Below are 26,150 nucleotides of genomic sequence, written 5' to 3'. Positions count from 1 at the left end.
GCTGGTGGCCGGTCACAGTGATAGGGTGAGTGAGGCATTTCGTTTTTCGATCCAAGGATAAAACTGACATGAGTTTCGATAACGGCCTGCTTAATGCCGACTCGATGGCTTTTCTTGAGCGCTACCTCAATAACGCCTCGCCCACCGGCTACGAGTGGGAGGGGCAGAGGCTGTGGATGGACTATCTTCGCCCGTGGGTGGATGACTTCATCACCGATACCTACGGCACCGCCGTTGGCGTGATCAATCCAGATGCCAAGTACAAGGTGGTGATCGAGGGCCACGCCGACGAGATATCCTGGTATGTCAACCACATCACCGACAATGGCCTGATCTACGTGATCCGCAACGGTGGCAGCGATCATCAGATCGCCACCTCCAAGCGCGTCAACATCCATACGTCAAACGGCATCGTCGAGGGCGTCTTCGGCTGGCCGGCGATCCACACCCGACGCGGCCAGACGGAAGAGCTGACGCCCAAGCCTGACAATATCTTTGTCGACGTGGGCTGCGCCACGAAGGCAGAGGTGGAAGCACTCGGTGTCCACGTCGGCTGCGTGATTACCTACCCGGACGAATTCTTCGTCCTCAACGGCGACAAGTTCGTCTGCCGTGCGCTCGACAACCGCATCGGCGGCTTCATGATCGCCGAGGTAGCGCGCCTTCTGAAAGAGCGCGGGCAACACCTCGATTTCGGCCTCTACATCGTCAACGCGGTACAGGAGGAGGTCGGTTTGCGTGGCGCGCAGATGATCGCTGCACGGCTCAAGCCTGATGTTGCCATCGTTACCGATGTGACCCATGACACCAGCACGCCGATGATCGAGCCGAAGGCTCAGGGCTCGATCAAGCTTGGCGCCGGCCCGGTACTTGCCTATGCGCCGGCGGTACAGAATCGGCTACGCGAGCGGATCATCAAAACGGCTGAGCAGCACAATATCCCGTTCCAGCGCGCCGCCAAGTCGCGCGCCACCGGTACCGATACTGACTCGTTCGCCTACTCGAACGCAGGCGTTGCCTCGGCGCTGATCTCGCTGCCGCTGCGTTACATGCACACCACGGTCGAGATGGTGCAGCGTAGCGACGTCGAGCATCTGATCGAGTTGATCTACCATAGCCTGCTGACGATCGAGCCTGGCGAGACGTTCAGCTACTTCGAGCGTTAAGTCGCACAGCCCACGGCGTTCACTCCGTGGGCGCTTTTCTCCTGTTCACAACGCTGACTGGCATGCGGCGGCGGGAGGCGCGTCTTGAGCTAGCGTACAAGTTGGACAAAATAGCGATCTTCATCGACTACCCTGTTTAGGGTTTGTCACTAGACAAGGAGACTATAATGGCCCTGTTTACCGAATCTGCACCCGGCGTGGCCGAAGAAGCGCCAGCGATGACCGCCGGTTTTACCCTTAATCACACCATGATGCGGATCAAGGATCCTGAGAAGGCGCTGCACTTCTATACCCATGTGTTCGGCATGCGTCTGCTGCGCAAACTCGACTTCCCCGAAATGAAGTTCACGCTCTATTTCCTTGCTCGGCTGGAAGAGGGTGATGAGGTGCCGGACGAGGCGGATGCACGTACTATCTGGACCTTTCAGCAGGAAGGCTTGCTGGAGTTGACTCACAATTGGGGCACCGAAGAGCAAGCTGACTTCATCTACCACAACGGCAACCAGGAGCCGCAAGGGTTCGGGCATATCTGCTTTAGCGTGCCCAATCTCGACACGGCAGTGACCTGGTTCGACGACAATGGCGTCGACTACGTCAAGCGCCCCGACCAGGGCAAGATGAAAAATGTCGCCTTCGTCAAAGACCCCGACGGCTACTGGATTGAGATCGTTCAGGCCGATCTGATGGGCGGCTCGGGTCAGTAATGTCAGCCTAGCCTTTATTGACCGCCTGCCTTGCTCGCAGGCGGTCGTCCGTTTCGGTGTCGTCTACTCTTTAACTATTTCAATGTGTTGCAGCGCAGAGACAACGGCATGGCGGACAATTTCTTTTCGATGTGGCAGCGTACTCGCCATGCAGTACTGAAGCCCTGGTGGGGGCATGTATTACGCGTCGTGCTGGTGCTGGGCACGATGGTGGTCTGGCTCAAGCTGGTGGGGCGTAGTTACATTTGCCCGTGTGGTGTGGTGGTGTTCTGGCAGAGTGAACTTGATCCCGCCCAGAATTCACAGCAGTTCGCTGACTGGTATTCATTGTTGCATGTCATGTACGGCTTTGGCCTGTTCATCTTTGCCAATGTCATGCGTCCGCACTGGTCGCTCGGTGCCAAGGCGCTGATGGCGCTGGTCAGCAGTGCGATCTGGGAAATGGTAGAGAATACGCCCTTCGTTGTTGCCTTGTTCAAGCATTCGCCCCACGCGCCAACCTACTGGGGCGACAGCATACTTAATTCGTTGGGCGATACGCTGTTTGTGATGATCGGCTTTGGGCTGGCCACCCGCTTGTCGCTATGGGCAATAGCTGCGCTTGCTGTCGCGCTCGAACTTGCCGTCTCCTTTGCCATCAACGACGGCATGGTGCTGGCCACCCTCAGGCTATTCGGTATTCCCGTATCCCTGTGAGCATGCATGGCACTGGCGGATGCAATCCGATAAGGTCAGGGCCACCGATGTGTTTTATATCCAGTCGTTAACGCCTTGTTTCGGTATCTGCCCCATGTCACGTGTCATTCCTGCTGTCTTGATCCTGCCGCTGCGGCGTCTCTGGGCGCTGGATAAATTTGCCTATAGCTTGCGTGTGTTTATTGCTTTGGCCGGTGCGGTGCTATGGAGCTGGCAGCAGAACGACACTCACAGCCTGATCCCGCTCTTCCTCGGTATCATCGCCAGCGCGCTGGCGGAGGTCGACGATAGCTGGCAGGGGCGTATCAAGGCGCTGATCGTCATTCTGGTCTGTTTCAGCGTGGCGTCACTGTCGGTTGAGCTGCTGTTTAACCAGCCGTGGTTGTTTGCTGCTGGATTGGGCATTTCCACCTTCGTGATGATCATGCTGGGGGCGATCGGCCAGCGCTACGCCACTATCGCTTCGGCCACGCTGATCCTGTCGATCTATACCATGATCGGCATTGAGCAGCGCAGTAGTGCCGTGCCCGTTAACCTCTGGCACGGGCCAGTGCTGCTGGTCGTGGGGGCGGCCTGGTACGGTGTGTTGTCAGTCGCCTGGCATGGCCTGTTCACTCACCAGCCGGTCAAACAGAGCCTGGCCACCTTATTGGCTGAGCTGGGGGAGTACCTGATCATCAAGTCAACGCTGTTTGAGGCGGTTCGCGGGGTTGATTTGGAGGCCCGGCGAGTGGCGCTGGCGCGTCAGAACGGCCGCGTCGTCAATGCCTTGAATCAGACCAAGGAAATGATCTTCAGCCGCCTTGAGGGTCAGCGCCGCAGCAGCAAGATTGATCGCTACCTGCGTCTTTACTTCATTGCCCAGGATATCCATGAGCGTGCCAGCTCATCGCATTATCCCTACGCGGCGCTGGCCGAGGCCTTCTTTCATAGCGATGTGCTGTTTCGCTGCCAGCGTCTGCTGTATCAGCAGGGCAAGGCGTGCCGGGCATTGGGACGAGCGTTGTTGTTACGCCGACGGTTCGATCACAGCGAGAGCGAGCAGGCCCTCACGGATCTGCGCGCCTCACTTGAGTATCTGCACGCCGAGAAGGGTACGTCACGCCGCCACCTGTTGCGCTCACTGCAGGCCCTGTTGGGCAACCTGGCTGAACTGGAACGTCAGTTGGCCAGCGCCGACAATCCCGATGTCACGACCACCGATGGCGACAGCAGCCTGTTCGACCGTTCACCGCACGGGCTCAAGGATATTCGGGAGCGTATCCATGGCCACCTGACCCCGACCTCGCCGATCTTTCGTCATGCGCTGCGCTTGTCGACGGCACTGGTGGTCGGCTATGGCGTCCTGATGTTGATCCATCCTGCTCAGGGCTACTGGATACTACTGACGACGCTGTTTGTCTGCCGTCCCAGTTTCGGCGCTACTCACCGTTTTCTACGTCAGCGCATCGTGGGCACCGTACTCGGCTTGATCGCCGGCTGGGCACTGATCTCGCTGTTTCCCGAGCCACGTGTCCAGCTTGCGATCGCGGTGCTGGCAGGTGTGAGCTTCTTTGCCACACGTGACAGCCGCTACATGCTGGCGACGGCGGCGATCACGCTGATGGTGCTGTGCTGTTTCAATCAGGTCGGCAATGGCTTCGGGCTGATCTGGCCGCGGCTGTTCGATACCTTGGTCGGTGCGCTGATCGCGGGCCTTGCCGTGTTCTTGATCCTGCCTGACTGGCAGGGGCGGCGGCTGAACAAGGAGGCGGCGCACGTGGTCGCGGCCGATAGCCGTTATCTGCGTGAGATCATTGCCCAGTACCGTACGGGCAAACGTGACGATCTGGCCTACCGACTCGCTCGGCGCAATGCCCACAACGCCGATGCCGCGCTGTCGACCCTGCTTTCCAATATGCTGCTTGAGCCCGGCCATTACCGACGCGATGCCGACGAGGGCTTTCGCTTTCTGATCGTTTCGCACACTGTGCTGGGTCACCTTTCTGCCCTGGGCGCTCATCGTGCCAGCGCCCAAACCGTTGATGATCGTCTCGTCGACGTCGCGGGCGACATTGCCGATTATCTTGAGGCGATCGCCCTTGGACTTTCCGAGCGGCGTTTGGATGCCGGCGATAATCCCGCTCCGGAGGTATGGGCAACGGAGCTTGAACAATTGCCTGATGAAATCGACGATGATCGGCGTCTGGTACAGACTCAGCTCGCCTTGATCTGCCGTCAGTTAGCGCCGCTGCGCGGTGCGGCAGTCCGGCTTTTGCTGCAAGATAAGCAAGGGGTGGACTAGGGGCGCCGCTTATGAGAGAGGTTCGAGAACGCCTTCTAACCGCGCCGCAAGGAAATCCAGAAATAACATGATGCGTAGCGATAGCTGGGTATTGCGGTAATACACGGCGTTGATGACCTGGCGTATGTCGTGGGTTTCCTGTTCGAGTATCGGTATGAGCGTGCCCTTGCGCTGATCATCACGGGTCATGAAATCGGCCAGACAGACGAGACCCTGCCCCGCCAGCGCCAGGCTACGCAGCGTGCTGCCGCTCGAGGCGGAGATATCAGGCGTGACGTGCAATTCACCGCCCTGGGCATCAAACAGTGGCCAATCATTGAGCGACTCAAGCTGGCTGAAGCCGAGCAGGGTGTGGCGTGCAAGGTCAGCGACGCTTGAGGGTGTGCCGTGGGCTTCGAGATAGTCGGGACTGGCCAGTACACGCAGTCGGCTGGTGCCGAGCGGGCGGGCATGCAATGTTGAATCACGCAGCGCACCGATGCGAATTGCGACGTCGGTGCGGTGTTCGAGCAGGTCGATAAAACGGTCGTTGGTATCGAGTTCAAGGGTGATCGCCGGATAACGCTGACGGAATTCGCCGACCAGCGGCACGATCACGTGCTGCATGAATGAGGGTGCGGCGTTAACGCGCAGCCGTCCCGACGGTGTCTGACGGCGCAGCGCCATCTGCTCTTCCGCTTCCTCAACAGAAGCTAGAATGGCTCTGGCATGGGCAAGAAAGCTCTGGCCCTCTTCGGTCAGCTCCAGACGTCGCGTGGTGCGCCGCAGCAGGGCAGTCGCAAGCTTGCCCTCCAGCCGGCTGAGTGCGCGGCTGATGCCTGACGTCGTCTGGCCCAGTTGTTCGGCAGCGGCGGTGATCGAGCCGCTGTCCACCACGGCTTTGAAGGCCAGTAGCTCTTCCAGCGTCGTTTTCATTGTTGATTTTCAGTCAAGTAAGTTTCCCGCTTTATCCCATTTATTGCGTTATATAAGCCAAGCATACTGCGCGTAATCATTTGACGCTGGAATAATTACTCATGAGCAAGATTTTACTGATCAACGGCAAGAAACAGTTCGCGCATTCCGATGGTCGCTTCAACGCTACATTGCATGACGTTGCCGTGGAGCAGTTGAGCGCGCTGGGCCACGAACTCAAGGAAACCACTGTTGATGACGGCTATGACATCAAGGAAGAAGTAGAAAAATTCCTGTGGGCCGATGTCATCATCTATCAGATGCCGGGCTGGTGGATGGGCGCACCGTGGACCGTCAAGAAGTACATTGATGAAGTATTCACGGTCGGCCATGGCGCGCTCTACGCCAGTGACGGCCGCACGCGCTCCGATGCCTCGCGCCGCTATGGCAGCGGTGGTCTATTGCAGGGCCGCAAGTACATGCTGTCCCTGACCTGGAACGCGCCGCAGCAGGCGTTCGATGACCCTGAAGACTTTTTTGAAGGCAAGGGCGTCGATGCTGTCTATTTCCCGTTCCATAAGTCACAGCAGTTCGTTGGCCTTGAAGCACTGCCGACGTTTCTGGCCACTGATGTGATCAAAGAGCCCAACATCGAGCGTGACATCGAGCGCTACAGCACCCACTTGCGTACTGTATTTGGTTGATCCACGCGTAGCATTAGTCTGTGTTTGAAAGACGGCCTGCCCCGAGAGGGGCGGGCTGTTTTCGTTGCAAGCGACATTGAGACGTCACAGTCGTGACATATAAGTCATCAATAATGAACGACATACATCTGCTCACAACGGTGATGATCATGGATGGTCGCAACAACGCAGCGCACACGGCTGAACCGGGTACGATCAAGAGCGTCAAACTCAATATTTTCTTCACGCTGCTGCTGGCCGCCAGCGTCATTGGGTTTCTCTTCTGGGGTACGAATTACACTCACGGTAACTACACGCTGATCTTCTTCATCGCGACGCTGTTCGGCCTGTTCATGGCGTTCAATATCGGCGGTAACGATGTTGCCAACTCCTTCGGGACCAGCGTCGGCGCCGGCACTCTGTCGGTGCAGCAGGCGCTGCTGGTCGCTGCAGTGTTCGAGGTCAGCGGGGCGATGATCGCCGGCGGTGAAGTCATCGGCACGATCCGCGAGGGCATCGTCGATCTCGGCGCGATGCATGTCGAACCGATGCGCTTCGTCTACATCATGATGTCGGCACTGCTCGCCGCGGCGCTATGGCTTTTGTTCGCCAGTCGGCGCGGCTATCCGGTCTCCACAACCCACTCGATCGTCGGCGGTATTGTCGGCAGCTCGATCATGCTCGGCATACTGCTGGTCGGCTCGGGCCAGGCGCTGTCGCTGGTGCAATGGGGGCAGGTGGGCACTATCGTTCTGTCTTGGGTCATTTCGCCGCTGCTTGGTGGCGTGGTCTCCTATCTGCTTTACTCCTTCATCAAGCACAACGTGCTGACTTATAACGATGAGGCGATTAGTCATCTCAAGCAGATCAAGCGCGACAAGCGTGAGCTCAAAAATGAGCACAAGCAGATGATTCAACGCCTGAATGAGCAGGAGAAAATTGATTACACCTCGGCGCTGGTGCGCGATGCCGAAACGCGCTCTGAGGACAGCTATGATCCCGCCGAGCTTGAGACGGAGTTCTACAAGCGCTTGCACGCAATTGAGCAGCAGCGTGCGTCAGTCCAGGCGAGTCAGGCACTGGAAAAGTTCGTTCCCATCATTGCCGCGCTGGGCTCGCTGATCATCTCGGCGATGCTGATCTTCAAGGGGTTGAAAAACCTTCATCTTGGCCTGTCATTGGTTAATAACATCCTGATCATGTTGATGGTCGCGGCGCTGGTATGGATGGCGGTATTTATCTTCACCAAGATCCTCAAGGGCAAGTCACTTGAGCAATCAACCTTTCTGCTGTTCAGTTGGATGCAGGTATTTACTGCTTCCGGCTTCGCCTTCAGCCACGGTGCCAACGACATCGCCAACGCTATCGGCCCTTTTGCCGCGATCATGGATGTATTGCGCACCGGCGAAGCCGCTACACAGGCGCCGGTGCCCGCCGCCGCGATGCTTGCCTTCGGTGTGGCGCTGATTGCCGGGCTGTGGTTCATCGGCAAGGAGGTCATTACCACGGTGGGGCATAACCTGACCAAGATGCATCCGGCTTCGGGGTTCTCCGCCGAACTCTCTGCCGCCGGTGTCGTGCTGATCGCCACTATATTTGGCATTCCGGTATCGAGCACTCATATCCTGATCGGTGCAGTACTGGGTATCGGCCTGGTCAACCACAACGCCAACTGGGCCTTGATGAAACCGATCGCCGCAGCCTGGGTGATTACCCTGCCGGTTGCAGCGGCGCTAAGCGCCGTGATCTTCCTGCTTCTGGATGGGCTGTTGTAAGGCGGGCCATGCCTGTCGGCGCTACGGACAGGCATGCGACCGATATAACCAGCGGTGATGCCATGCGGATGGGAAGAGTGCTCCTGAGTCGCTACTGCTGGTGAGGCGTGGTGCCCTGGGCATTAAGTAATTCAAGCGCGTGGCGCATGACGTAGTAGTAGGTCTCGTTTCTGATCAGGTGCAACTGCAGGACGCGCTTGTTAAGGTGCTTGCGCCTGCCCAGTAGCGTGGCGATCATTTCCCGCAGCGTGCCTTTGCCGGTGCCATCACAGGGGAAGGGCAGCAGGGCATTGGTCAGGTTCCCCTTGATATAGTTGTGATACACCTCAAGGCTCATGGCATCGTGCCGAGCCTGATAGCCTTCTTCCAGCATGCGATTGAGCTGGTCGAGGTCGATTCGTTCTTCTGGAGTGGAAAGCCGGACCTGACCATCCTGAGTGTGATGAAAGACCGGCGTGAAGCTGACGGGACGGCCTTTTTCGAACTGCAATTTCAGCGCGTAGGAGGCATGCTTCTTGCCGGTCGCTTTCCCCATGGAGCTGAAATAGAAATTACCCAGGCTGTAAAAAATGACGGCGTCGTTATGACGCTCATACCCCTGGGGTACGTGCGGATGGCAGCCAACAATGACATCCGCGCCCAGATCGCATAGGTGCTTGTAACGCATGCGCCACTCTTTCTGGGGAATCGAATAGTGTTCGAGCCCGGCATGGGCAAAAACCACAACGAAGTCGCATGCTTTCTTGAGTTCGACAATCTGCTTGTCGATCAGGCTGTGGTTAATCCAGGCGTAGCCTGCCTGATGCGCCGAGGCGTTGATATCCAGTACGCCAAACTGGGCCTCGCAGGCGTTGACAAGGCCGATCGTCGTGTCGCCGAAGGTCTTGATCAGCGGGCGATAGGCTTCGTCGACGCCCGAGCCGGCGCCCAGGGTATCAAGCTCGTGTCGACGCGCTTCGTTGAGGGTAGCGCTCAGGGCGCGCTCGCCAAAGTCCATCATGTGGTTGTTGGCAAGTAGCAGCAGATCGAAGCCCTGCTGGCGGAGACTCGCGACCATTCCGGCGGGCTGTGCTATGTGCGGGCCCGATTTGGGCTGAGGGCTTCCGCTGTCGCTCACCGGCGCTTCAAAATTGCAGATGGCGTAATCGGCAGAGGCTATTTCCTCAATCAAACCTTCTTCACAGAAAGGGTCGCCGGCGTATTGTCTGTTGACCACATCCCCACATACGAAGAACTCGACCATCGAGTAATTTCCTTCCTTATAAGTTAGTTGTGCTTGAGATCGATAATACGAAGCTCATCTTTTTTTATTTGATAACGCCATGGTCATTAGCCGCCATGGCGTCTTGTTTTGGGCCTGATCGGTACTTATGCCTTGATGGTTTCCTTCAGCTTGTGAAGGGCGAACACTTCCAGTTGAAGCCTGAATACACGGCCTTTGCGATAAAAGATATTGAGCAAAAAGGCAGAGAGTATTTCAGAAATCATGGTGGCAATCGCGGCACCGGCCAGGCCGAACTGGGGAATCAGAAGGAAGTTGAGCACAATGTTGAGCAGGCTGATGGCCACCATCTTCTTGAGCAAAAAGCTGTAGCCGCCAAGTACGGTGATGACGCCATAGGATGAATAACCCATGGCAGAGAACATCGATGAAACCACCGTTATCGCCAATATGGAGGCGGCCGGCATGTAGTCCTGACCATAAAGCAGATCGACCAGCGGCTCACGGAAAATGCCAATGACCAGAGCGGGCAACAGCGTGATAAAAAACACCATGCTAAACAGTTTCCGGACCTTGCGGTCGAATATCACGCTATCGTTTTGTCTGGCAGCCTCGTTGATACGCACCATATAGGACGTGATGATCGCCATGGGCAGAAATAGCCAGCCCTGCGCGAGCGTCAGCGCTGCGCTGTAATAGCCCACGTGGGTCTCGTCCAGCATCGCGCCCAGCATGATCTGATCGGTCTTGGTATAGATGGCGATCGACAGGCTGGAGAACGCCAGCGGCAAGCCCACCTTTAACAGGTGCTTGATATGGCGAGGACTTTTCTTGCGGTAGGTGCGCTCGATCTGTTTGGTTTCGCGCTGGTAGAAATGGCGTTTGATGAAGAAGGAAATCATCCATTGCAGCACATTGGCGCCGGCGAAATAGACGATATTGCCACTCAACTTGATGAAGGCAATTTTCAGTACGACACCAAATAACAGGGAAATGTTCTGCGCTATCGTATTGAACTTGGCGTTCAATGAGGAGTTGAAGAAGATGCTGTAAATATCGTTTGAGGTGAAATAGCTGCCCCAGACGATGATGCAAAACACGACGATCTGCTGGCTTCGCTCAAAGTAGAAAAAGGCGCCGGCGGTCAACAGCGTGCAGAAGATCACAAAGGCAATCGCACGAATCTGGGCGGAAGTCTCCAACAGCAACAAGCCGCTTTGCTGATTCTTGGCCAGTCGATTGAAGACGATATTGTCACTGCCGAGTTTAACCAGTGGCGTAATCAGACCGACGATCGCGATGGAAAAACCTATCAGGCCGAATGCCTCGGGGCCCAGATAGCGGGCTACGTAAACATTGATGAATATACCGGCAAGTGCGAACAGAACTTTTTCGGTTAATATCCAGCCGGTATTGATGAGTGCCCTGTTCATGAAATGCCTAAAATCACTAGATGGAAAGTCTCGGAGGGTGATAGACATAAGTCTGAGGGCGAATCATGCCATGCCGTGGGCTGGAAGGTTGTGCCAAAAAGGGTAACGGCGGTGGTCTGCGAGTCTGCTGACGACACTATTATCCGTCTGCCCTCAACACGTAAGACATCATCGCCCAGGCGCGCAAGGCGCCTGGGCGATATCGTTTAAAGGGTGAAAAAGCCGGTGTGGTAGGGGGTTACAGCACCATCGCCGCGGCCCAACCGAACAGCAATAGCGGGATGTTGTAGTGCAGGAAGGTGGGCACCACCGAGTCCCAGATATGATCATGCTGGCCATCGGCGTTGAGCCCCGAAGTCGGCCCCAGCGTCGAGTCGGAGGCTGGCGAGCCGGCATCGCCGAGCGCCGCAGCGGTGCCGACCAGCGCGATGATCGCCATCGGCGAGAAGCCGAACTCCAGCGCCAGCGGCACGTAGATCGAGGCGATGATCGGAATAGTCGAGAACGACGAGCCGATACCCATGGTGATGAACAGCCCGACCAGCAGCATCACTAGCGCCGCCAGCGCCTGACTATTACCGATGAGCGACCGCGAGCTTTCGACCAGCGTATCGATCTGGCCGGTGGCCTGCATCACGCTGGCAAAGCCCGCTGCGGTGATCATGATAAAGCCGATCAGCGTCATCAGCCGCATCCCCTCGGTAAACACATCATCCTGCTCACGCCAGCGGAACACGCCGCTGAGCGAGAGGATCGCGAAACCGAGCAGCCCACCCAATACCATCGAATCGGTCAAAAGCTGCGTGGTCAGGGCGGCCACGATAGCGACACCGAGAATCACGAACTGCAACGGCTTGAGCGCACCCTTCTGCTCCAGCTCCTGCTCGCTTCCGACTGCCTCTCTGGGAGCCGGATGACCGACGCCGACTGTACGCAGGGCGTAGTCACGCGGCTTGCGGTAGCTTATGAGCACCGCGATCAAAAGCCCTACCAGCATGCCGCTGATCGGCAGTGCCATCGCCTGAGGCACCATTGCGGCAGTAATGTTGAGCCCCAGCGCATTGCCCGCCTCGTTGAGGTTGCTGAGCAGAATGTCGTTCAAGAAGATCGCCCCGAAGCCCACCGGCAATAGCATATAGGGTGCGGTGATACCGAAGGTGATTACACAGGCCACCAGACGGCGGTCGAGACGCAGCCGGTCCATTGCCATCAGCAGCGGTGGTACCAGAATCGGAATGAAGGCGATGTGAACCGGAATCAGGTTCTGCGAACAGATCGCTGCAATCAGCAGGCTGCCCAGAATCGCCCAGCGTACTGACTTGCCGGTACGGGTGTGATGAATATCGTGATGATTGTGGCCGTCGAGCCGGGCAATCAGCTTGCGAGCGATCGCCTCGGTCAGCCCCGAACGCGACAGGGCGACGGCGAAAGCGCCGAGGGTGGCGTAGGAAAGCGCGACCTGGGCGCCATTGCCCAGTCCATCATTGAAAGCGTCGAGGATGTCGCTGAGCGACATACCGCTGTAGAGGCCGCCGACCAGTGCGGCGACGATCAGAGCGAAGACCACGGAGACGCGAGCGAGACTCAGCGCCACCATGACCAGAATGGCAAGGACAATGGCGTTCATGTGGATTCCAGAGAAGCAAGCATGTTTCGTCGATCGACGGCGTGAACGTTGACGTACCGCCGCGGGCCGCGCGCACTCTATCACAGCGGCGCCATTCTCGCCGCCCCGGCCATGCGCCGTGTGCGGGATGACAATGAAGGCCGAAGGACTATGATGGGAAAATAATTAAACTGCTAAGCATCTGATCGAACCGGTAACGCCCAATAACTACAATCTCCCCGGAGGCATTTGATGTCCCAGTTGTCCGAGCAGGCTAGCGCTGCGTCCCCCAATCCCACCACGGCGCAGTCCGAACGGCCGCCACTGTGGCTCTCTGCTGGCCCGGCGATATTTTTGCTGCTGTGGTCGCTCGGCTTTCCGATCGCCAAGATCGCTACCGGCTATGTCGATCCGATGCTACTGCTGGCGGCCCGCTTCGCACTGGTGCTTGTGGTGCTGTTGCCGCTGTTCGTATGGCTGCGCCCGCCGCTGCCCAGGACCCGCGCCGCCTGGGGCCATCAGATCGTCATCGGCTTTTTGATCCAGACGCTTTACTTCGGCCTGGCGTGGAGCGCCTTCGCCCTTGACGCCTCGGCCGGCACCGTGGCGCTGATCGTCTCGCTGCAGCCGGTACTGGTTGCGCTATTGGCACCGTCCATTACCGGCGAGGTGATCGGCCTCAAACGCTGGATCGGCTTCGCGCTGGGGCTGGCCGGAGCAGTGATTGTGATTCTTGGCCGCGCCGAGGCCGAGGCGACCAGCACGGCGGGGATAGTGTGCGCGGTGGGTGCGCTGCTCGGCATGAGCAGTGCGACGCTGTATGAAAAGCGTTTTGGCGTCAGCCAGCACCCGGTCACGTCCAATGTCATTCAATACACGACGGGACTCGTCACCACGCTACCGCTGGCGTTTGTGTTCGGCCAGCTCAGCTTTACCGTCAATGGCGTCGTCATCGCTTCACTCGCCTATCTGGTCATCGGCAACTCGCTGATCGCGATCTCGCTGCTGCTGGCGATGATTCGCCGAGGCGAGGCTTCACGCGTCTCGGCACTGTTCTATCTCGTCCCGCCCTGTGCCGCACTTCTGTCATGGCTGCTAATTGGCGAGGAAATGCCGCCGTTGGCATGGCTGGGCATGGCAGTCGCCGCCGTGGGCGTGGCGCTGGTCAGGCCGGGGCGCAGCGGCTGATAAGCCCGCTTCGCTACCTGATATTTTCCTGAAAGATGTATTAGTGCAAGGTTGTTATGTCAGCAATCCCTGCTAGCTTTTAGAAGGCAACGTCGCTGATACGACATTGATACATCGAGATGGAGCTCAACATGGTTATCAAGAATCCTGAAGATCTTTTCGTACGTCTACTTTCCGAAGCCAACAGTGCAGAAAAGCAGATCACCCGTGCACTGCCGAAGCTGGCCCGTGCAGCGGACGACCCCAAACTGGCCGATGCCTTCAAGACCCACCTTGAAGAAACGCGTGGCCAGATCGACCGGCTCGAACAGGTGGCAGATGCACTTCCCGATATCCGCATCAAGCGCCTTAAGTGCTATGCCATGGAAAGCCTGATCGAAGAAGCGCAGGAGCTGATCGAAGCGGCTGAAAAAGGCCCCGTGCTTGATGCCGGCCTGATCGGTGCCGCTCAGAAGGTTGAGCACTTCGAGATCGCGGCCTACGGCACTCTCGCCGCGCTGGCCGGGCAGTTGGGCTATGAAGAAGCCAAGAATCTGCTCGCTGAAACGCTTCAGGAAGAGAAGGCCACTGACGATAAACTCACCGAGCTGGCCAAGCAGAACGTCAACCAGAAGGCGGGTTAATCGCCTCAAATGGGTGACCAACCGCGTTAACCGTTCGGTTGAGAAAAGATTCATACATGACGCCAGCGCCTTTCGGCCCTGGCGTCTTTTAATGGGAGAGTGATTATGACGCCGATGACCTTCGTCTATCTGATTGCCGGTCTGGTGCTGCTGGTCGGGGGCGCTGAGGTACTGGTGCGCGGCGCCGCCAAGCTGGCGGCTCGGTTCGGCATCTCGCCGCTGGTCATCGGCTTGACCGTCGTCGCCTTCGGCACCAGCGCGCCGGAAACCGCGGTCAGCGTCCAGGCCGCCTTCAACGGCAGCGGTGATCTGGCGGTAGGCAACGTGGTCGGCAGTAATATCGCCAACGTATTGTTTATTCTCGGCCTGACCGCGCTGGTCGCGCCGCTCGTGGTATCGCGTCAGCTCATCCGCCTCGACGTACCGATTTTGATTGTCGCTTGCCTAGTAACCTTTGCGCTGGCTTGGAACGGTGCACTGGGCCGGCTGGATGGCGCACTGTTATTTGCCGGGATCATCGCGTACACCGTATTCATGGTGGTCAGCAGCCGGCGAGAGGGTCAGGCCCAGAGCGCGGAAGCCAACGGTACGAACGCAGAACAGGCGCCCCGGGCCAACGCTTGGTTTATCGACACGGCGCTGTTGATCGTCGGGCTGGTGCTACTGGTGGTCGGCTCCAACTTTCTGGTGGAAGGTGCGGTGAGCCTGGCGCGGGCGCTCGGCCTGTCGGAGCTGGTAATCGGTTTGACGGTGGTGGCCATCGGCACCTCACTGCCGGAGCTGGCTACCTCGATTCTCGCTGCCATCCGTGGTGAGCGCGACATCGCGGTGGGCAACGTCGTCGGCAGTTGTATCTTCAATCTGCTGTGCGTGCTGGGCCTGGCATCGCTGGTTTCACCCGCGCCCATCGCGGTCTCGGCGCAGGCGCTGGCCTTTGACTTCCCCGTGATGATCGCCGTAGCGCTCGCCTGCCTGCCGATCTTCTTCTCCGGCTATCGCATCAACCGCTGGGAAGGGCTTTTGTTCTTCGCCTACTACATCGCCTACACCGTCTATCTGGTGCTGTTCTCCACCGGCCGCCCCGCCGCCGAGACCTTCGGCCACGCCATGCTCGGCTACGTACTGCCGCTGACGGCAGTAACGCTCATCGTCATTGGCGCACGCGCCTGGCGCAAGCAGCGTTCACCGGCGTAATGGTTCAGAAGAGAGGAAAGAAGAGGGAAGGGAGAGGAGAGAAAAGAGACGAAAAAGAAGAGCGGCTGAAGCGTTGACGGTTAGCCGTCCGTTTCAGCCGTTGACGATATACAGCGCATGAATGATGCCGGGGATATAGCCCAGAAAGGTGAGGGCGACATTGGTCCAGAACTGCACGCCGACGCCGAGCACGGCGTAGACCGCCGCTGGTGGGGCGATCACGGCGATTACGAGTAGAACGTAGTGGTCCATTGTGGAGGCCTGGGTGATTCTATATATCGGCAGTCATTCATAGACATCTAACATAATGCCGCATTCAGCGACTTATCCGCTGAAATTATTTTTTAAGCTTCTGTAGCTTGGTCTTCATCATTGAAAGGCTCCTGATCTGGTTCTGAAGCTCTTTTCAGCAAATAACGAATAGGCTGATTAACTAGTTTCTTAATCTTAAGGGCTCGAGCTGTAAATGCATCCATTTTGTCTATTAGCTCACCAAGTCGCTTAATTACTTCATAATTATCCTTAGAGACTAACTTAAGCTCATCTTGGTTTACCACTACCGCACCAATTGTACCTTGCAGCGCTTCTTTTAGCCCTTTTGCACCTTTAATTCTGTACATGGTAATTGCACTTCTTAGCCTCTCTACTTCTTCGAGCAATGAGAGTCTAAGCGAGTCTGGAAGTGAAGAACTATAAACAGCATCAAAAAGAGCTTCTGTTTTTTGAATTACTTCATTGAGCTCATCTTCAGACAAAGACTCTTCAGCATAAAATCTAGAAAGCTCTTCAGCGCAGAACTGCAGCCTTGTTAGAGCTTCATCGGTTAGATGGACTTTTACTACCTGCCAATTTGTCCCAAGATTTAATGGTATTAGAGCCTTATCAATTCCCACAAATGACGCTAAATATAGCTCGTGATTAAGCTGATCATTCATTTTAATAAGTGACTGAATTTCGTGTGAAAGAGAGTAGAGCTCAACAACAGCTTTAGTAACTATGGCATCATCACTGTCTACAGCCAGAACTGTGGCCCAAACTTCCCTAACCTTCTTCTGATCTGGAAACCTCTTCGCTGATACGAGTATTTTATGAAGCCTTCCGGCCGGATTGCTCTCATCAATCAATTCTGACTCTCCTTAAGGCTTAATAATAACTAGACTAATCTACTCTTTATTGACTTGAACACGGCACATGCTTACTAGCAACTCTCTAGCCAAAAATAAAATACATATGTCTAGACATCATGATAAAGATAAGCATGTGAGCGGCACATGCCGGAATGACCGCTTTGGATTGTATGCAGCCATTTATTGGTTGCCATCTTTATGTTTGCTTATGGTTAAATCCTTTTTTATTCAGTGCCTGCTTGGGTATGTGCTAATTGATTCCAGCCAATAAACCCTTTATCGATGTCATCACAAATAACTACAGAAATAATTTCTCTCATATAAAATGCCCCGACCTATCCGGGCCGAAGCGTCTTACATCGTTAATCTGTCATCAATTTCAGCTCGCCTTACCACATCAATGACGCATCTCTCGTTAAAGATCAATCCTCCCGCATGGCGCGCTTAAGCCCTGCGCTACCGATAGCCAGCGCCAAACAGTCCTCGGTGAACCCCAGCGTCGCGTTGGTGAATGCATTGGCGCTGCCATAACGCTTGCGCAAGTCGATTGCGACTTTCGAGGAGACACAAGCAGCTGTGGCCCCTATCAATGCCGGAAAAAGGATAGGTTGGCGCTGCGCACTAGCAAGTGCTGCTGCAGTCGTTCCGCCCGAGAGTGCGCGCGCTATCATCGAGGCCGCGATTGTGCGGTCCGGGGCGAAGGGCATCTTATCGCCTAATAATTCACTGGCGGCTAGCGGCATCAGCACATAGCGCGTGCGCGGTGAAGCCAGTGTGCGTGCTGGCTCTGCGGCGTCTTCGATATCCGAGCGTTTGGCGAGTGCCAGGCTGGTCATTGTCGGGGCCAACATGCTGCGCATGCCGGTCACCACGCCAAGGGCGAGTGCGCCCCATAGAAGGTTGCTCGATCTGGTCATGCCTATCTCTCCCGATAGCTGAATGTGGCGTAAGTCATCATTGGCGCTAACCCACGCGTCTTTTAGCGGTATTACCTATCACTATAGGAACAATTTCCCATTCCATAAAAAACGCCCCGACGTTAAGGCATCGGGGCGTGTTGGGTTGGCGGTTATTGATGCATGTCAGCCGTGCATGACCGCGTCGATAATGCGCCGCCGTTCGTGTTCCTCGTAAAAGGTAGGATCATCGAACAGGTCGGGCTGCGTGTCGTCGAAGATCATCTCCATGCCTTGGGCACTGGTCTGGACCAACGGCTCGAAGTGCGCCGTTTCACCCGTCACCAACGTTGATACGCGATGGCGACGGTAGATCGCGAAGCCGCCGAGTAGCGCCAGTACGCAGGCGATGTAAAGCGGCAAGGCCTGAGCGCCGAACAGGTGCATAATGAAGCCCGCAGCGATAGGGGCAACGGCACTACCGGCTCCCTGCATGACCAGCATGTCGGACGAGCCGGAGACGACTTCATCGGGATGAAGTTGGTCGATTAACTGGGCGACGGCAATCGGATAGAGCGAGAACGACAGCCCGCCCCACACGAAGAACAAGCCCATCAGTGCCATCTGGTTAGGTGCCAATGGCATCAGCGCGGCGAGAACAGCTGCAGCGATGGTGACGTAAGTCAGCACCCGTGGGCGGTCGTGCTTGTCGGAAAAACGCCCAATCGGAATCTGCAGCAGCGCGCCGCCGAGAATGGTGATACTCATCACCATCGCAATCCCGCCGTTATCGAAGCCAAGCTGCTTGGCATAGACCGGGGTCATTGCCCAGAAGGCTCCCATCGCCAGCCCTGACAGTGCCGATGCGGCAACGGCCATCGGCGCGAAGCCAATCAATGCTTTAAGGCTGCTCTTGGGACGGTCGGGAATCGTTGGTTGTGGCCGCCGGGTCATGGTGATCGGTAGCAGTGCCCAACTGATCAGAATCGCGGTCAGCGCGAACAGCAAAAAGCCTTCGGAGGTGTCGAGGCGCAGGATCTGCTGGGCTACGGCAATCGCACCGAGGTTGACCAGCATGTACATGGCGAAGATGCGCCCACGCTCATGAGAGGCGGCCTTGCTGTTGAGCCAGCTCTCGATCACGGTCATCAGCGTCACGAATGACAGGCCGTAAACGAAGCGCAGCGCCAGCCACACCCACGGATTGACGAAGATGACGTGAAGCAGCGCACCAGAGGCGCACAGCGCCGCGCAGAAAGCGAACGTACGAATATGGCCCATGCGTCGAATCAGCCGGCTGCTGACCCAGGTGCCGCAGACGAAACCGACAAAATAGCCGGACATGATGATGCCGAGCAGCGACGTGGAAAACCCTTCGCTGGTACCGCGCAGCGTCAAAAGGGTGTTGATGAGACCGTTACCGAGTAGGAGGAGCGCGACACTCCACAGCACGGAACGGACAGGATGCAGTAAAGCCCGCAATGCCATCCTCCTTGCGTGTTAATACGTTGGAGTTGTACGCAGTACATCGGGCCGAAGCCGGGTTCAGCCGAAAAGCGCTTATGTCTATAACTTTAGTCTAAAGGGTAGATTATCAAGAGCAGACACGCAAAATCGTAGCGGGGCGCTCGGCTAGCAAGTTGTCAGCCGTGCTGAAGCGGCTTTTCCATGTAGACGCAATCGAGCGTGACGCCGCTGGGGTGAGGGAAGCGCTCGGCACGGATCGCCGTAAAGCCGTTGGCCCGATAGAACGCCACCGCATTCAGCGCGGCAAACAGCTTGAGCCAGCGCAGGCCGTGGGCGAGGGCAATTTCTTCCAGCGCCTTGAGCAATCGCGTGCCGACGCCGCGCCGACCGTGGTCGGGATCAACGAAAAAACCTTCAACTTCACCACGTGCCAGCTTGAGCAGCGCGTAGCCAAGCGGGCAACGCGCTTCTTCGGCGACCAGTGCGCTGCCTTCTTCGATCATCATCCGATAGGAATGTTCCGGCGCGGGAAGCGAGGTCCAGCAGGCAATCTCGTCATGAGAATAGTGCGCGGCGCAGGTCACCCGCACGGCGCGGGTTCTGAGCGCCCATAGGGCAGGAATATCCTCGGGCGTGGCCGGGCGAATCGCTATCATGGACTGTCCTTGGCGGCAGGCGGCCACGTTCGAGGATAAGGTTTGCTGTCGCTAGCGCTAGGGCGCTAGTAAGTAACCGCTGCGCTTGGCATCAAAACCGGCAATGTCAGCGACGATCATGCCGCGTGTCGCCATGTGACGCTGGTTTCTGGCGTAGAGCATGCCGGCCTGTGTGGCGGTAACGGGGTGAACCTCGTCGCTAATCGGGTCGATGATATCGGCGATCCGCTGACCTTTATGCACTTCGGTGCCGGGGGCAACGTGAAAGACCAGTAGCCCGCCGGCCGGCGCCTTCAAAAACTCCATGGCAGACAGCTCGGTGGCAGGAAACAGCAAGTCCGGTAGCGCAGGCGCAGGCTCGTCGATCAACGCGTGATGGCGCATCCAGTTGAGAATGGCGTCACTGTCCTGCTCGGCCAGCGTGTAGTCGACATCGCCCTGACCGCGCAGCTCCACGGTAACGGAGGCGGTGCCGTAGGGGATCGGGTAACGGTCACCGAAGCGAGTGCGAAGCTGCTCCCACACCAGTGTGAAACATTCATCGAAGGACTGACCGCCCGAGTCGGCGGCAAGTGGCTGCGCCATTGAGCCGATATAGCGTGCCAGTGGCTCGAAGGTGGGCCAAGCGTTTGGGGTGGTATAGAGATGCGGCACGGCTTCGAAATCGCAGTGCAGATCGAGCACGTAATCAGCGCGACAGGCCAACTGTTGGAGCACCAGATGCTGATGCTCGTAAGCATTGGCGGGGGTGATCGCCCCCAGTGCACTGTAAAAGCGCTCGCGAATCACGCGCTGGTTGTGGGCGGCATCATCGCTGAGTAGCGGTTCCAGACCTTCGGCAATGGCGTCGCTGACATCGGCGAAATGGCGATTGAAGTTGGCCAGCGATTCGAAATCGTAGCGCCCCAGCGGGACATCCATCAGCTGCTGATCGAGCCCGATCGGGTTGGCCACCGGCACGACGATCACTTCGGCGCGCAGCAGTCCCGCCTCATCAAAGGCGTTCAGGCGCTGCTTCAGGGTCCAGGCGACCAGCATGCCGGGCAGCTCGTCAGCGTGCAGCGCACCCTGAATGTATACGCGCTTTTCGGCATCGGCCGGGCCGAAACGAAAGCTATCAAGGGTACGCGCCGTGCCAGGCACGGCAGAAAGAAGCGGAGTGGTGTCGTGTTTCACGCGGTATTCTCTGGGTCGAAACGAGACTTGATCTGAACGAGTGGGGCCACCCTGTGGCCCTGCTCATTACTGCTGCGGTGGGGCAACACCTTCGGGCGGTGTCGAAATATCGTAATCGAAATACTTGTCCATCAGGCGGTAATAGGTGCCATCGGCGTAGATCGATTCAATCGCCTGGTCGAATTTTGCCGCCAAGTCTTTATCACGCTTTCGAAAGGCCATGCCCACGCCCTTGCCAAAGATGTTGGTCGGCGTTTTGAGAGAAGGGCCGACCTGCTTGTAGGGGCTATCTTCGCCACGGAAGTCGAGGGTATCCACGGCGATGCCGAAGTCTTCCATGATCAGGTCGATTCGGCCGGCCTTGAGATCATTGTCGGCTTCCTGCGAGGACGCGTAGCGGCGGATATCGAAGGTATCGGCGTAGTGCGTGCTGACGTAGATATCGCGAATCGTGCCGCGCTGAACGCCTATCGTCAGCCCCTTGAGGGAGGCCTTGTCGTCGAAGTTGATCTGGCGATGGCGTGCGGTGATGAAGATGTTGGGATTGTTGTAGTAGGGAATCGAGAACAACACCTGCTTTTCCCGCTCCGGCGTAATCGCCATCGATGACAAGATGGCGTCGTACTTGCGTGACAGCAGGCCAGGGATGATGCCGTCCCAGTTCTGCTCAACCCATTCGCAGTCCAGCTTGGCTCGTTCACACAGGGCATCTCCCAGGTCGATCTCGAACCCGGTCAGGCTGCCGTCGGGGGCGCGCTCGACGAAAGGCTTGTAGGGGACTTCAATTGCGATACGCACCGTATCCGGAATACGCGCCAGGGCGCTGCCGGAGAAAAAAATTCCTGCGATCAGGACAGACGTCAATGCTCTTTTCATGGCATATCTCGTTATCGTTATGGGGTGGATAAGTAATAAAACGATTGATCCTACTCAGCGCATCGCAAGATGGAAAGTTATGCGGTTATATTCATGCCTGCGAATATCAGGTGAGCGAGAATGCTTTTCGCCGTTTACAGCCAGTAGGAATCGAGCGCAGCTCAAGAGTATGTGAGGGCAAATACCGGAGGCAGATAAAGGCACTTTTGTGTGATAGATGCGCACAAATGTGTGAATGCCACATGCTGGGGTGGGGATAAAAAAAACCGCTGCAAGGCGATCCTTCACCTGCGGCGGGAACTACCAAGCCGTCATCCTTGATGGCTTGTCATGCGAATGGTTTACGGTTTTGCTTGGCGAAACGCCTGTGGTTTCATGTGTGACGCTCTTCAGACAAACAGGTCTGAAGGGGATAAGTAGGTAAGTAGTGAAAGCAGCGTAACATCAAGATGGCGACTTTTATGCGAGAATCGGTTGAAGCCTGTTCAACGAAGCGTTTAGCCCCGACACGGAACTCCTATGCCCGCATTTTCCCGGTCTGATCTAGCGGATCTTAATGTCTTCACGACGATCGTACGCCGGCGCAGCTTCAAGGCTGCAGCCATCGAACATGGCGTAACGACTTCGGCGCTCAGTCACAAGATCACCAAGCTGGAAGAGAAACTCGGTGTCCGCTTGCTCAACCGGACGAACAGGACGGTAGTGCCGACGCCGATAGGGATAACCTTGGCACAAAAGCTTGAAGAAGGGTTTCAGCATATCGGTGAAGCGCTGGGTGAACTGGAAATTTTCAGAACCCAGCCAGTGGGCGAGCTGCGCCTCAATGTGCCGCGTGATGCGGCCAAGCTTTTGATTGGGCCTGTGCTGTTCGAATTTGCCGAGGCCTATCCGCATGTACAGCTAGCCGCAGCCGTTGAAGACCGGCCCGTGGATATCATCGCGGAGGGATTCGATGCCGGGATTCGCTATGGCGACACGGTGCCGGAAGATATGGTCACGGTGGCGCTGACGCCGCCGCTACGTTGGGTGGTAGTCGCCTCGCCTGTTTATCTGGCGCGTCACGGTAGGCCGCAGCATCCTGATGACCTGCTGACGCACGCCTGTATTGGCGTGCGGTTGGGCAATAACTCACCGTTTAAGTGGGAGCTGGGCGATGATGATGCCATGCTCAGGTTGGAAGTGCAGGGTCCCTTCTCCGTCAACGATACGGACTTGACGATAGAGGCAGCATTGAATGGCGTTGGCCTTGCCTACCTGCTGGAACGGCGCGTGAAGGCTGAACTTCAGCGCGGTTCGCTGGAAATCGTAATGGATGAATGGGCATCGACCGGGCCAGGGTTTCAGATGTACTACTCAAGCCGCAAGCAGACCCAGCCCGGCCTCAATCAGCTCACCACGCTGATTCGCGCCCGGGAAGGCTTGGCATCACTCTCTGAGGCATGAATGCCGATACGCCACGTCCAGCATATCTTCTGATGTGCGCTCAGCGCTTGCTGAGATTCTCTGGCCGGTAGCTGGCGTCATCCTCCCACCGTGTCCAGACGCTGCCATGCACACTGGCAGTGCCGGGGGGCTGGCGTACATGCGTACCGAGCAGGCGCCACCAGTCATCATAAGTGTCGTGCCGCGTCCCCAGCGGGTTGCCTTTGATACGCGACATCGCTTTGCCATTAACGTTCAAGCCATGCTGAGTGAGCATGCCTACATGCACCGTCGCCGTGCATGATCATTTTGACTATGCTCGCAGCACTACCGGGCGGTTGTATCCGGCGCCGCGACAGTCCCGTTGTAGTGCGCCGCGACAGAGAGGTGAGCATGTCTTCGTCATTGCTGGGAATTCTGATCATGTGTGCGGGCGTGCTGTGCCTGGCGCTGGGCGATGCGCTCTCGAAGTGGCTGGGCGCCAGCTACGACCCGATCCAAATCATCTTCTTCCGTACCCTGATTTCGCTGCCATTGATCGCACTGCTGGCGCGTTTCAACGGCGGCTGGCAGACGCTCAGGACGCGGCGGCCGGGGGTACATCTGCTGCGCGGGCTGATCTTCACCGCCACCATGTTCTGCTTCATTACCGGGCTGACCCTGCTGCCGCTGGCGGAGACCACCGCCATTGCCTTCGCCGCGCCGCTGTTTGTCGCGCTATTGTCGGGGCCGCTGCTCAACGAGCGCGTCGACAGGGTGCCGCTGATCGCCTCGCTGGTCGGATTCGTTGGCGTATTGATCGTGGTGCGTCCCGGCGCGGCGGGTTTTCAATGGGGCGCACTGATCGTGATCGGCGCAGCGGTCTGCTACGCGCTGATGATGATCACGGCGCGGCGTTACGGCAGCAAGGAGAACCTGTGGGCGATGGTGTTTTACGCCACCCTGGTACCGATGCTGGTCTGTGCCGTACTGCTGCCCAGCGTATGGCACACGCCGCAGCCGCTGCATTGGCTGGGCTTTTGTGCCGCCGGGCTGCTCGGCGCCGCCGCTATGTCGTGTCTTACCTTGGCGTTTCGCTACGCGCCGGCAGCGCTGGCTGCCCCTTTCGACTATACGGCGATGATCTGGGCGGTAGTACTGGGCTGGTGGCTGTGGGGCGAAGTGCCTGACAGTTGGGTATTTATCGGCGCGGCGCTGATCATCGCCAGCGGCGTGGCGATCGCACTGCACGAGCGGCGCGTGGCGATCAAGGCGCGGCCGACGACCTGAACGGCGTCTGCGGTTCGATAGCGACTAATAACGGCAAGTCATTAGATATAGCCGCATGAGACATTGGTCTAGAGCTTCGTTTTGGGGAGCTGCCTTAGAGATTGAGCGTTTCAGATGGGATAAGGTCTTCCGCTTATTCGATACCTTTAGGGTATCGAATGCTGCGCATTACGAATTAGTCAGATGCCCACTGAGTCTGGTAGCTATGTACTACCACGTATTACACCTCGGTCTCTGACAGGAGCTGAACTCGATGTTCACACCCAGGATTAAACAGGCCCATGCCTATACCGTTCGCAGTGAAGGCGCTACCTACCATTTCAAACGTCGAGTGATTCAAAAAAGCCTCAATGAGGCATGGGTGTATACGAATACATAAAAAGCCAGCCCGCCTATATCGATACTTGATGGATATTCATTGCCCTTATGAATGTTTAACCAAGGATATTTTCAACATTCTCTATAATCAAAATGAGGGTGTTTATAATTCAAAAAAAGCGTTTCAGTTACTGATTTTTTTAAACCATAAGCCATACATAATTGATTGCTATGACACTTTATAAGGGAATGGTGTTATGGGCATTTATTGGCATTATGAAAATATAATTTCTAAAATTTGCAACGACATATTGCTACTATTGGATAATTGAAACGTTAATTCATTTTTTTAAAAATGGTAATCCAATTAATAATCAAAATGCTAAAAGGAACACGCCAATGAACGCTATAAGATTTATAAAATGCACCTTTGCTGTGGCCTTAATTACCACTTCCTTGCCCGCTTTCTCAGCAAGTAACATGATTACAATGAAACTTGAGAAAACGACTAACGATCATTCTCTGACACTGCCAAAGCTGGCCTATACGCGTCTATTTGATGATGAATCATCACTAATGTTTGAGAAGGATTGGTACTGGCAAGAAGATTATCATGATAGTGGATGGCCAAAGCATGACGAGGCATTTGTCAACTATACGCTTCCCCCTTATGTATTCGGAGCTGAAAACAGCTGGTCTTTTACTCCTCAAATAGGCGCAAAGTTTCGCTCGAACAATACACGTGCTTTGGCCGCCCTGCGATTAGAATACAAAGGCGACGGATGGAGCTTGGCGACTAGGTACCGGTACGAAAAAGAGACGAATAATGAAAACAACGATAACAAGAGCGAAGTGGGCAGGATCGATATCTTCGCTACTTACACTATAAATGATCAATGGGCGTTGCTCTACAACCCTCATTATCACTTTAAACAAGAAAGCAGCTCTCCAGATTTCGGTAATGGAGAACGAAAGTATTGGGAGCACGAGTTTATCGCCTTTTACGATACGAGCGACACCAGCAGCCTATTCGGTGGCTATATTCTTAGAGATAAGAATAGCGATGAGGCGGCCTTGGATCCAGGTCAGAGAAATAGTTCTTGGTTACTTGGCTATATCTATAAATTTTAAAAGTGGATATCGCTTGGTGCTGTTCGCTAGCGCCAATCGATTATCAATATTAGAAATAATTATAAATTAAGAGCAAATACTGGGTGCACAAAAAGTAAGTTATAGGTCTTAAAGGGTGGCGATAAATTTTTATAATAATCTTTTTTCTAACTTGTATATCTAAAAATAGAAACGTAATACCGGATGTAAAGTGATGAAAAACAATGCGAAAGTATGATTAAAGCTGTGTTTTATTCTCATTATTTCAGTGGTAGGTTCTTATAATTATTGCATCGATATTGCTGCGTATTTGTTAGCAATTACGGCCATGATTAACGCTAAATTATCCAAGAGAGGCACGAAAT

24 protein-coding genes are annotated in these 26,150 nt (G+C 56.1%); 12 read left to right on the top strand and 12 right to left on the bottom strand.

Translation table 11 applies throughout. The annotated features are described in order from the left end of the window. The first annotated feature begins 68 nt into the window (after positions 1 to 68). The 4 genes from C3Z11_RS01330 (at position 69) to yccS (ending at position 4,850) form a co-directional block, all read left to right on the top strand. On the top strand, positions 69 to 1,166 hold the full coding sequence (locus tag C3Z11_RS01330; protein ID WP_106475724.1) for a M42 family metallopeptidase: 1,098 nt from the start codon (positions 69 to 71) through the stop codon (positions 1,164 to 1,166). 167 nt (positions 1,167 to 1,333) lie between these two features. Next, positions 1,334 to 1,870 (top strand): lactoylglutathione lyase, encoded by a 537-nt coding sequence (gene gloA / locus C3Z11_RS01325; RefSeq protein WP_106475723.1) that lies wholly within the window; start codon positions 1,334 to 1,336, stop codon positions 1,868 to 1,870. Between the two features lie 108 nt (positions 1,871 to 1,978). Further along, on the top strand, positions 1,979 to 2,566 hold the full coding sequence (locus C3Z11_RS01320) for a DUF2585 family protein (protein ID WP_106475722.1): 588 nt from the start codon (positions 1,979 to 1,981) through the stop codon (positions 2,564 to 2,566). A 94-nt stretch (positions 2,567 to 2,660) separates the two neighbouring features. Further along, positions 2,661 to 4,850, top strand: coding sequence for a YccS family putative transporter (yccS, locus tag C3Z11_RS01315; protein ID WP_106475780.1), 2,190 nt, complete (start codon positions 2,661 to 2,663; stop codon positions 4,848 to 4,850). A gap of 9 nt (positions 4,851 to 4,859) precedes the next feature. On the opposite strand, the gene C3Z11_RS01310 is transcribed toward yccS, so the two are convergent. Beyond that, positions 4,860 to 5,765: a LysR substrate-binding domain-containing protein gene (locus tag C3Z11_RS01310; RefSeq protein WP_106475721.1), complete on the bottom strand. Its 906-nt coding sequence runs from the start codon at positions 5,763 to 5,765 to the stop codon at positions 4,860 to 4,862. A gap of 101 nt (positions 5,766 to 5,866) precedes the next feature. On the opposite strand from C3Z11_RS01310, the gene C3Z11_RS01305 reads away from it, so the two are divergent. Together C3Z11_RS01305 and C3Z11_RS01300 are read left to right on the top strand one after the other, a co-directional pair. Beyond that, positions 5,867 to 6,448, top strand: a complete 582-nt coding sequence (locus C3Z11_RS01305; protein WP_106475720.1) for an NAD(P)H-dependent oxidoreductase — start codon at positions 5,867 to 5,869, stop codon at positions 6,446 to 6,448. A gap of 113 nt (positions 6,449 to 6,561) precedes the next feature. Next, the gene (locus tag C3Z11_RS01300) at positions 6,562 to 8,202 is read left to right on the top strand and encodes an inorganic phosphate transporter (RefSeq protein WP_262927170.1); all 1,641 of its coding nucleotides are present in this window, start codon (positions 6,562 to 6,564) and stop codon (positions 8,200 to 8,202) included. A 91-nt stretch (positions 8,203 to 8,293) separates the two neighbouring features. Here the strand turns inward: C3Z11_RS01300 and C3Z11_RS01295 are convergent, their stop codons facing one another. From C3Z11_RS01295 to C3Z11_RS01285, 3 genes are all read right to left on the bottom strand, one after another. Continuing rightward, the gene (locus tag C3Z11_RS01295; protein WP_106475719.1) at positions 8,294 to 9,445 is read right to left on the bottom strand and encodes a CapA family protein; all 1,152 of its coding nucleotides are present in this window, start codon (positions 9,443 to 9,445) and stop codon (positions 8,294 to 8,296) included. Positions 9,446 to 9,570: 125 nt separating this feature from the next. Further along, complete coding sequence (locus tag C3Z11_RS01290; RefSeq protein WP_158700888.1) at positions 9,571 to 10,857, bottom strand: flippase; 1,287 nt, start codon at positions 10,855 to 10,857, stop codon at positions 9,571 to 9,573. 238 nt (positions 10,858 to 11,095) lie between these two features. Further along, a complete protein-coding gene (locus C3Z11_RS01285; RefSeq protein WP_106475717.1) occupies positions 11,096 to 12,484 on the bottom strand; it encodes a Na+/H+ antiporter family protein in 1,389 nt (462 codons plus the stop codon). Between the two features lie 231 nt (positions 12,485 to 12,715). Between C3Z11_RS01285 and C3Z11_RS01280 the strand changes: the two genes are divergently transcribed. The 3 genes from C3Z11_RS01280 (at position 12,716) to C3Z11_RS01270 (ending at position 15,468) form a co-directional block, all read left to right on the top strand. Next, positions 12,716 to 13,651, top strand: coding sequence for a DMT family transporter (locus C3Z11_RS01280; protein WP_106475716.1), 936 nt, complete (start codon positions 12,716 to 12,718; stop codon positions 13,649 to 13,651). A 131-nt stretch (positions 13,652 to 13,782) separates the two neighbouring features. Then, positions 13,783 to 14,274: a YciE/YciF ferroxidase family protein gene (locus C3Z11_RS01275; protein WP_106475715.1), complete on the top strand. Its 492-nt coding sequence runs from the start codon at positions 13,783 to 13,785 to the stop codon at positions 14,272 to 14,274. 105 nt (positions 14,275 to 14,379) lie between these two features. Beyond that, complete coding sequence (locus C3Z11_RS01270) at positions 14,380 to 15,468, top strand: calcium/sodium antiporter (protein WP_106475714.1); 1,089 nt, start codon at positions 14,380 to 14,382, stop codon at positions 15,466 to 15,468. A 93-nt stretch (positions 15,469 to 15,561) separates the two neighbouring features. Here the strand turns inward: C3Z11_RS01270 and C3Z11_RS01265 are convergent, their stop codons facing one another. The 7 genes from C3Z11_RS01265 to C3Z11_RS01235 form a co-directional block, all read right to left on the bottom strand. Beyond that, on the bottom strand, positions 15,562 to 15,720 hold the full coding sequence (locus C3Z11_RS01265; RefSeq protein ID WP_106475713.1) for a YqaE/Pmp3 family membrane protein: 159 nt from the start codon (positions 15,718 to 15,720) through the stop codon (positions 15,562 to 15,564). 92 nt (positions 15,721 to 15,812) lie between these two features. After that, on the bottom strand, positions 15,813 to 16,592 hold the full coding sequence (locus C3Z11_RS01260) for a hypothetical protein (protein ID WP_106475712.1): 780 nt from the start codon (positions 16,590 to 16,592) through the stop codon (positions 15,813 to 15,815). Positions 16,593 to 17,017: 425 nt separating this feature from the next. Then, positions 17,018 to 17,512, bottom strand: coding sequence for a DUF4126 family protein (locus C3Z11_RS01255; RefSeq protein WP_106475711.1), 495 nt, complete (start codon positions 17,510 to 17,512; stop codon positions 17,018 to 17,020). 165 nt (positions 17,513 to 17,677) lie between these two features. Then, positions 17,678 to 18,979 (bottom strand): MFS transporter, encoded by a 1,302-nt coding sequence (locus C3Z11_RS01250; RefSeq protein ID WP_262927169.1) that lies wholly within the window; start codon positions 18,977 to 18,979, stop codon positions 17,678 to 17,680. 155 nt (positions 18,980 to 19,134) lie between these two features. Then, on the bottom strand, positions 19,135 to 19,614 hold the full coding sequence (locus tag C3Z11_RS01245) for a GNAT family N-acetyltransferase (protein WP_106475710.1): 480 nt from the start codon (positions 19,612 to 19,614) through the stop codon (positions 19,135 to 19,137). A gap of 57 nt (positions 19,615 to 19,671) precedes the next feature. Further along, a complete protein-coding gene (locus tag C3Z11_RS01240; protein WP_106475709.1) occupies positions 19,672 to 20,790 on the bottom strand; it encodes a succinylglutamate desuccinylase/aspartoacylase family protein in 1,119 nt (372 codons plus the stop codon). 66 nt (positions 20,791 to 20,856) lie between these two features. Next, the gene (locus C3Z11_RS01235; RefSeq protein ID WP_106475708.1) at positions 20,857 to 21,666 is read right to left on the bottom strand and encodes a transporter substrate-binding domain-containing protein; all 810 of its coding nucleotides are present in this window, start codon (positions 21,664 to 21,666) and stop codon (positions 20,857 to 20,859) included. Between the two features lie 519 nt (positions 21,667 to 22,185). Here C3Z11_RS01235 and C3Z11_RS01230 point away from each other — a divergent pair. Next, positions 22,186 to 23,109, top strand: a complete 924-nt coding sequence (locus tag C3Z11_RS01230) for a LysR family transcriptional regulator (protein ID WP_106475707.1) — start codon at positions 22,186 to 22,188, stop codon at positions 23,107 to 23,109. A 40-nt stretch (positions 23,110 to 23,149) separates the two neighbouring features. On the opposite strand, the gene C3Z11_RS01225 is transcribed toward C3Z11_RS01230, so the two are convergent. Further along, entirely contained in the window at positions 23,150 to 23,365 is a 216-nt protein-coding gene (locus C3Z11_RS01225) for a hypothetical protein (protein ID WP_106475706.1), read from the bottom strand. A gap of 116 nt (positions 23,366 to 23,481) precedes the next feature. On the opposite strand from C3Z11_RS01225, the gene C3Z11_RS01220 reads away from it, so the two are divergent. Together C3Z11_RS01220 and C3Z11_RS01215 are read left to right on the top strand one after the other, a co-directional pair. Then, positions 23,482 to 24,357, top strand: coding sequence for a DMT family transporter (locus C3Z11_RS01220; protein WP_106475705.1), 876 nt, complete (start codon positions 23,482 to 23,484; stop codon positions 24,355 to 24,357). A 717-nt stretch (positions 24,358 to 25,074) separates the two neighbouring features. Then, positions 25,075 to 25,806: an oligogalacturonate-specific porin KdgM family protein gene (locus tag C3Z11_RS01215; RefSeq protein ID WP_106475704.1), complete on the top strand. Its 732-nt coding sequence runs from the start codon at positions 25,075 to 25,077 to the stop codon at positions 25,804 to 25,806. Positions 25,807 to 26,150 lie beyond the last annotated feature (344 nt).

This window comes from Phytohalomonas tamaricis (assembly GCF_003012345.1).
In the GTDB taxonomy this organism is placed as follows: Bacteria; Pseudomonadota; Gammaproteobacteria; order Pseudomonadales; family Halomonadaceae; genus Phytohalomonas; species Phytohalomonas tamaricis.
Note: the sequence above shows the minus strand (reverse complement) of the source record. Positions and strands in the feature narration are given on the sequence as shown.

Bases quoted from the DNA above. Each gene is read 5' to 3' on its own strand.
- C3Z11_RS01330 (WP_106475724.1), top strand. From the start codon at position 69: ATGAGTTTCGATAACGGCCTGCTTAATGCCGACTCGATGGCTTTTCTT.
- gloA (WP_106475723.1), top strand. From the start codon at position 1,334: ATGGCCCTGTTTACCGAATCTGCACCCGGCGTGGCCGAAGAAGCGCCA.
- C3Z11_RS01320 (WP_106475722.1), top strand. From the start codon at position 1,979: ATGGCGGACAATTTCTTTTCGATGTGGCAGCGTACTCGCCATGCAGTA.
- yccS (WP_106475780.1), top strand. From the start codon at position 2,661: ATGTCACGTGTCATTCCTGCTGTCTTGATCCTGCCGCTGCGGCGTCTC.
- C3Z11_RS01310 (WP_106475721.1), bottom strand. From the start codon at position 5,765: ATGAAAACGACGCTGGAAGAGCTACTGGCCTTCAAAGCCGTGGTGGAC.
- C3Z11_RS01305 (WP_106475720.1), top strand. From the start codon at position 5,867: ATGAGCAAGATTTTACTGATCAACGGCAAGAAACAGTTCGCGCATTCC.
- C3Z11_RS01300 (WP_262927170.1), top strand. From the start codon at position 6,562: ATGAACGACATACATCTGCTCACAACGGTGATGATCATGGATGGTCGC.
- C3Z11_RS01295 (WP_106475719.1), bottom strand. From the start codon at position 9,445: ATGGTCGAGTTCTTCGTATGTGGGGATGTGGTCAACAGACAATACGCC.
- C3Z11_RS01290 (WP_158700888.1), bottom strand. From the start codon at position 10,857: ATGAACAGGGCACTCATCAATACCGGCTGGATATTAACCGAAAAAGTT.
- C3Z11_RS01285 (WP_106475717.1), bottom strand. From the start codon at position 12,484: ATGAACGCCATTGTCCTTGCCATTCTGGTCATGGTGGCGCTGAGTCTC.
- C3Z11_RS01280 (WP_106475716.1), top strand. From the start codon at position 12,716: ATGTCCCAGTTGTCCGAGCAGGCTAGCGCTGCGTCCCCCAATCCCACC.
- C3Z11_RS01275 (WP_106475715.1), top strand. From the start codon at position 13,783: ATGGTTATCAAGAATCCTGAAGATCTTTTCGTACGTCTACTTTCCGAA.
- C3Z11_RS01270 (WP_106475714.1), top strand. From the start codon at position 14,380: ATGACGCCGATGACCTTCGTCTATCTGATTGCCGGTCTGGTGCTGCTG.
- C3Z11_RS01265 (WP_106475713.1), bottom strand. From the start codon at position 15,720: ATGGACCACTACGTTCTACTCGTAATCGCCGTGATCGCCCCACCAGCG.
- C3Z11_RS01255 (WP_106475711.1), bottom strand. From the start codon at position 17,512: ATGACCAGATCGAGCAACCTTCTATGGGGCGCACTCGCCCTTGGCGTG.
- C3Z11_RS01250 (WP_262927169.1), bottom strand. From the start codon at position 18,979: ATGGCATTGCGGGCTTTACTGCATCCTGTCCGTTCCGTGCTGTGGAGT.
- C3Z11_RS01245 (WP_106475710.1), bottom strand. From the start codon at position 19,614: ATGATAGCGATTCGCCCGGCCACGCCCGAGGATATTCCTGCCCTATGG.
- C3Z11_RS01235 (WP_106475708.1), bottom strand. From the start codon at position 21,666: ATGAAAAGAGCATTGACGTCTGTCCTGATCGCAGGAATTTTTTTCTCC.
- C3Z11_RS01230 (WP_106475707.1), top strand. From the start codon at position 22,186: ATGCCCGCATTTTCCCGGTCTGATCTAGCGGATCTTAATGTCTTCACG.
- C3Z11_RS01225 (WP_106475706.1), bottom strand. From the start codon at position 23,365: ATGCTCACTCAGCATGGCTTGAACGTTAATGGCAAAGCGATGTCGCGT.
- C3Z11_RS01220 (WP_106475705.1), top strand. From the start codon at position 23,482: ATGTCTTCGTCATTGCTGGGAATTCTGATCATGTGTGCGGGCGTGCTG.
- C3Z11_RS01215 (WP_106475704.1), top strand. From the start codon at position 25,075: ATGAACGCTATAAGATTTATAAAATGCACCTTTGCTGTGGCCTTAATT.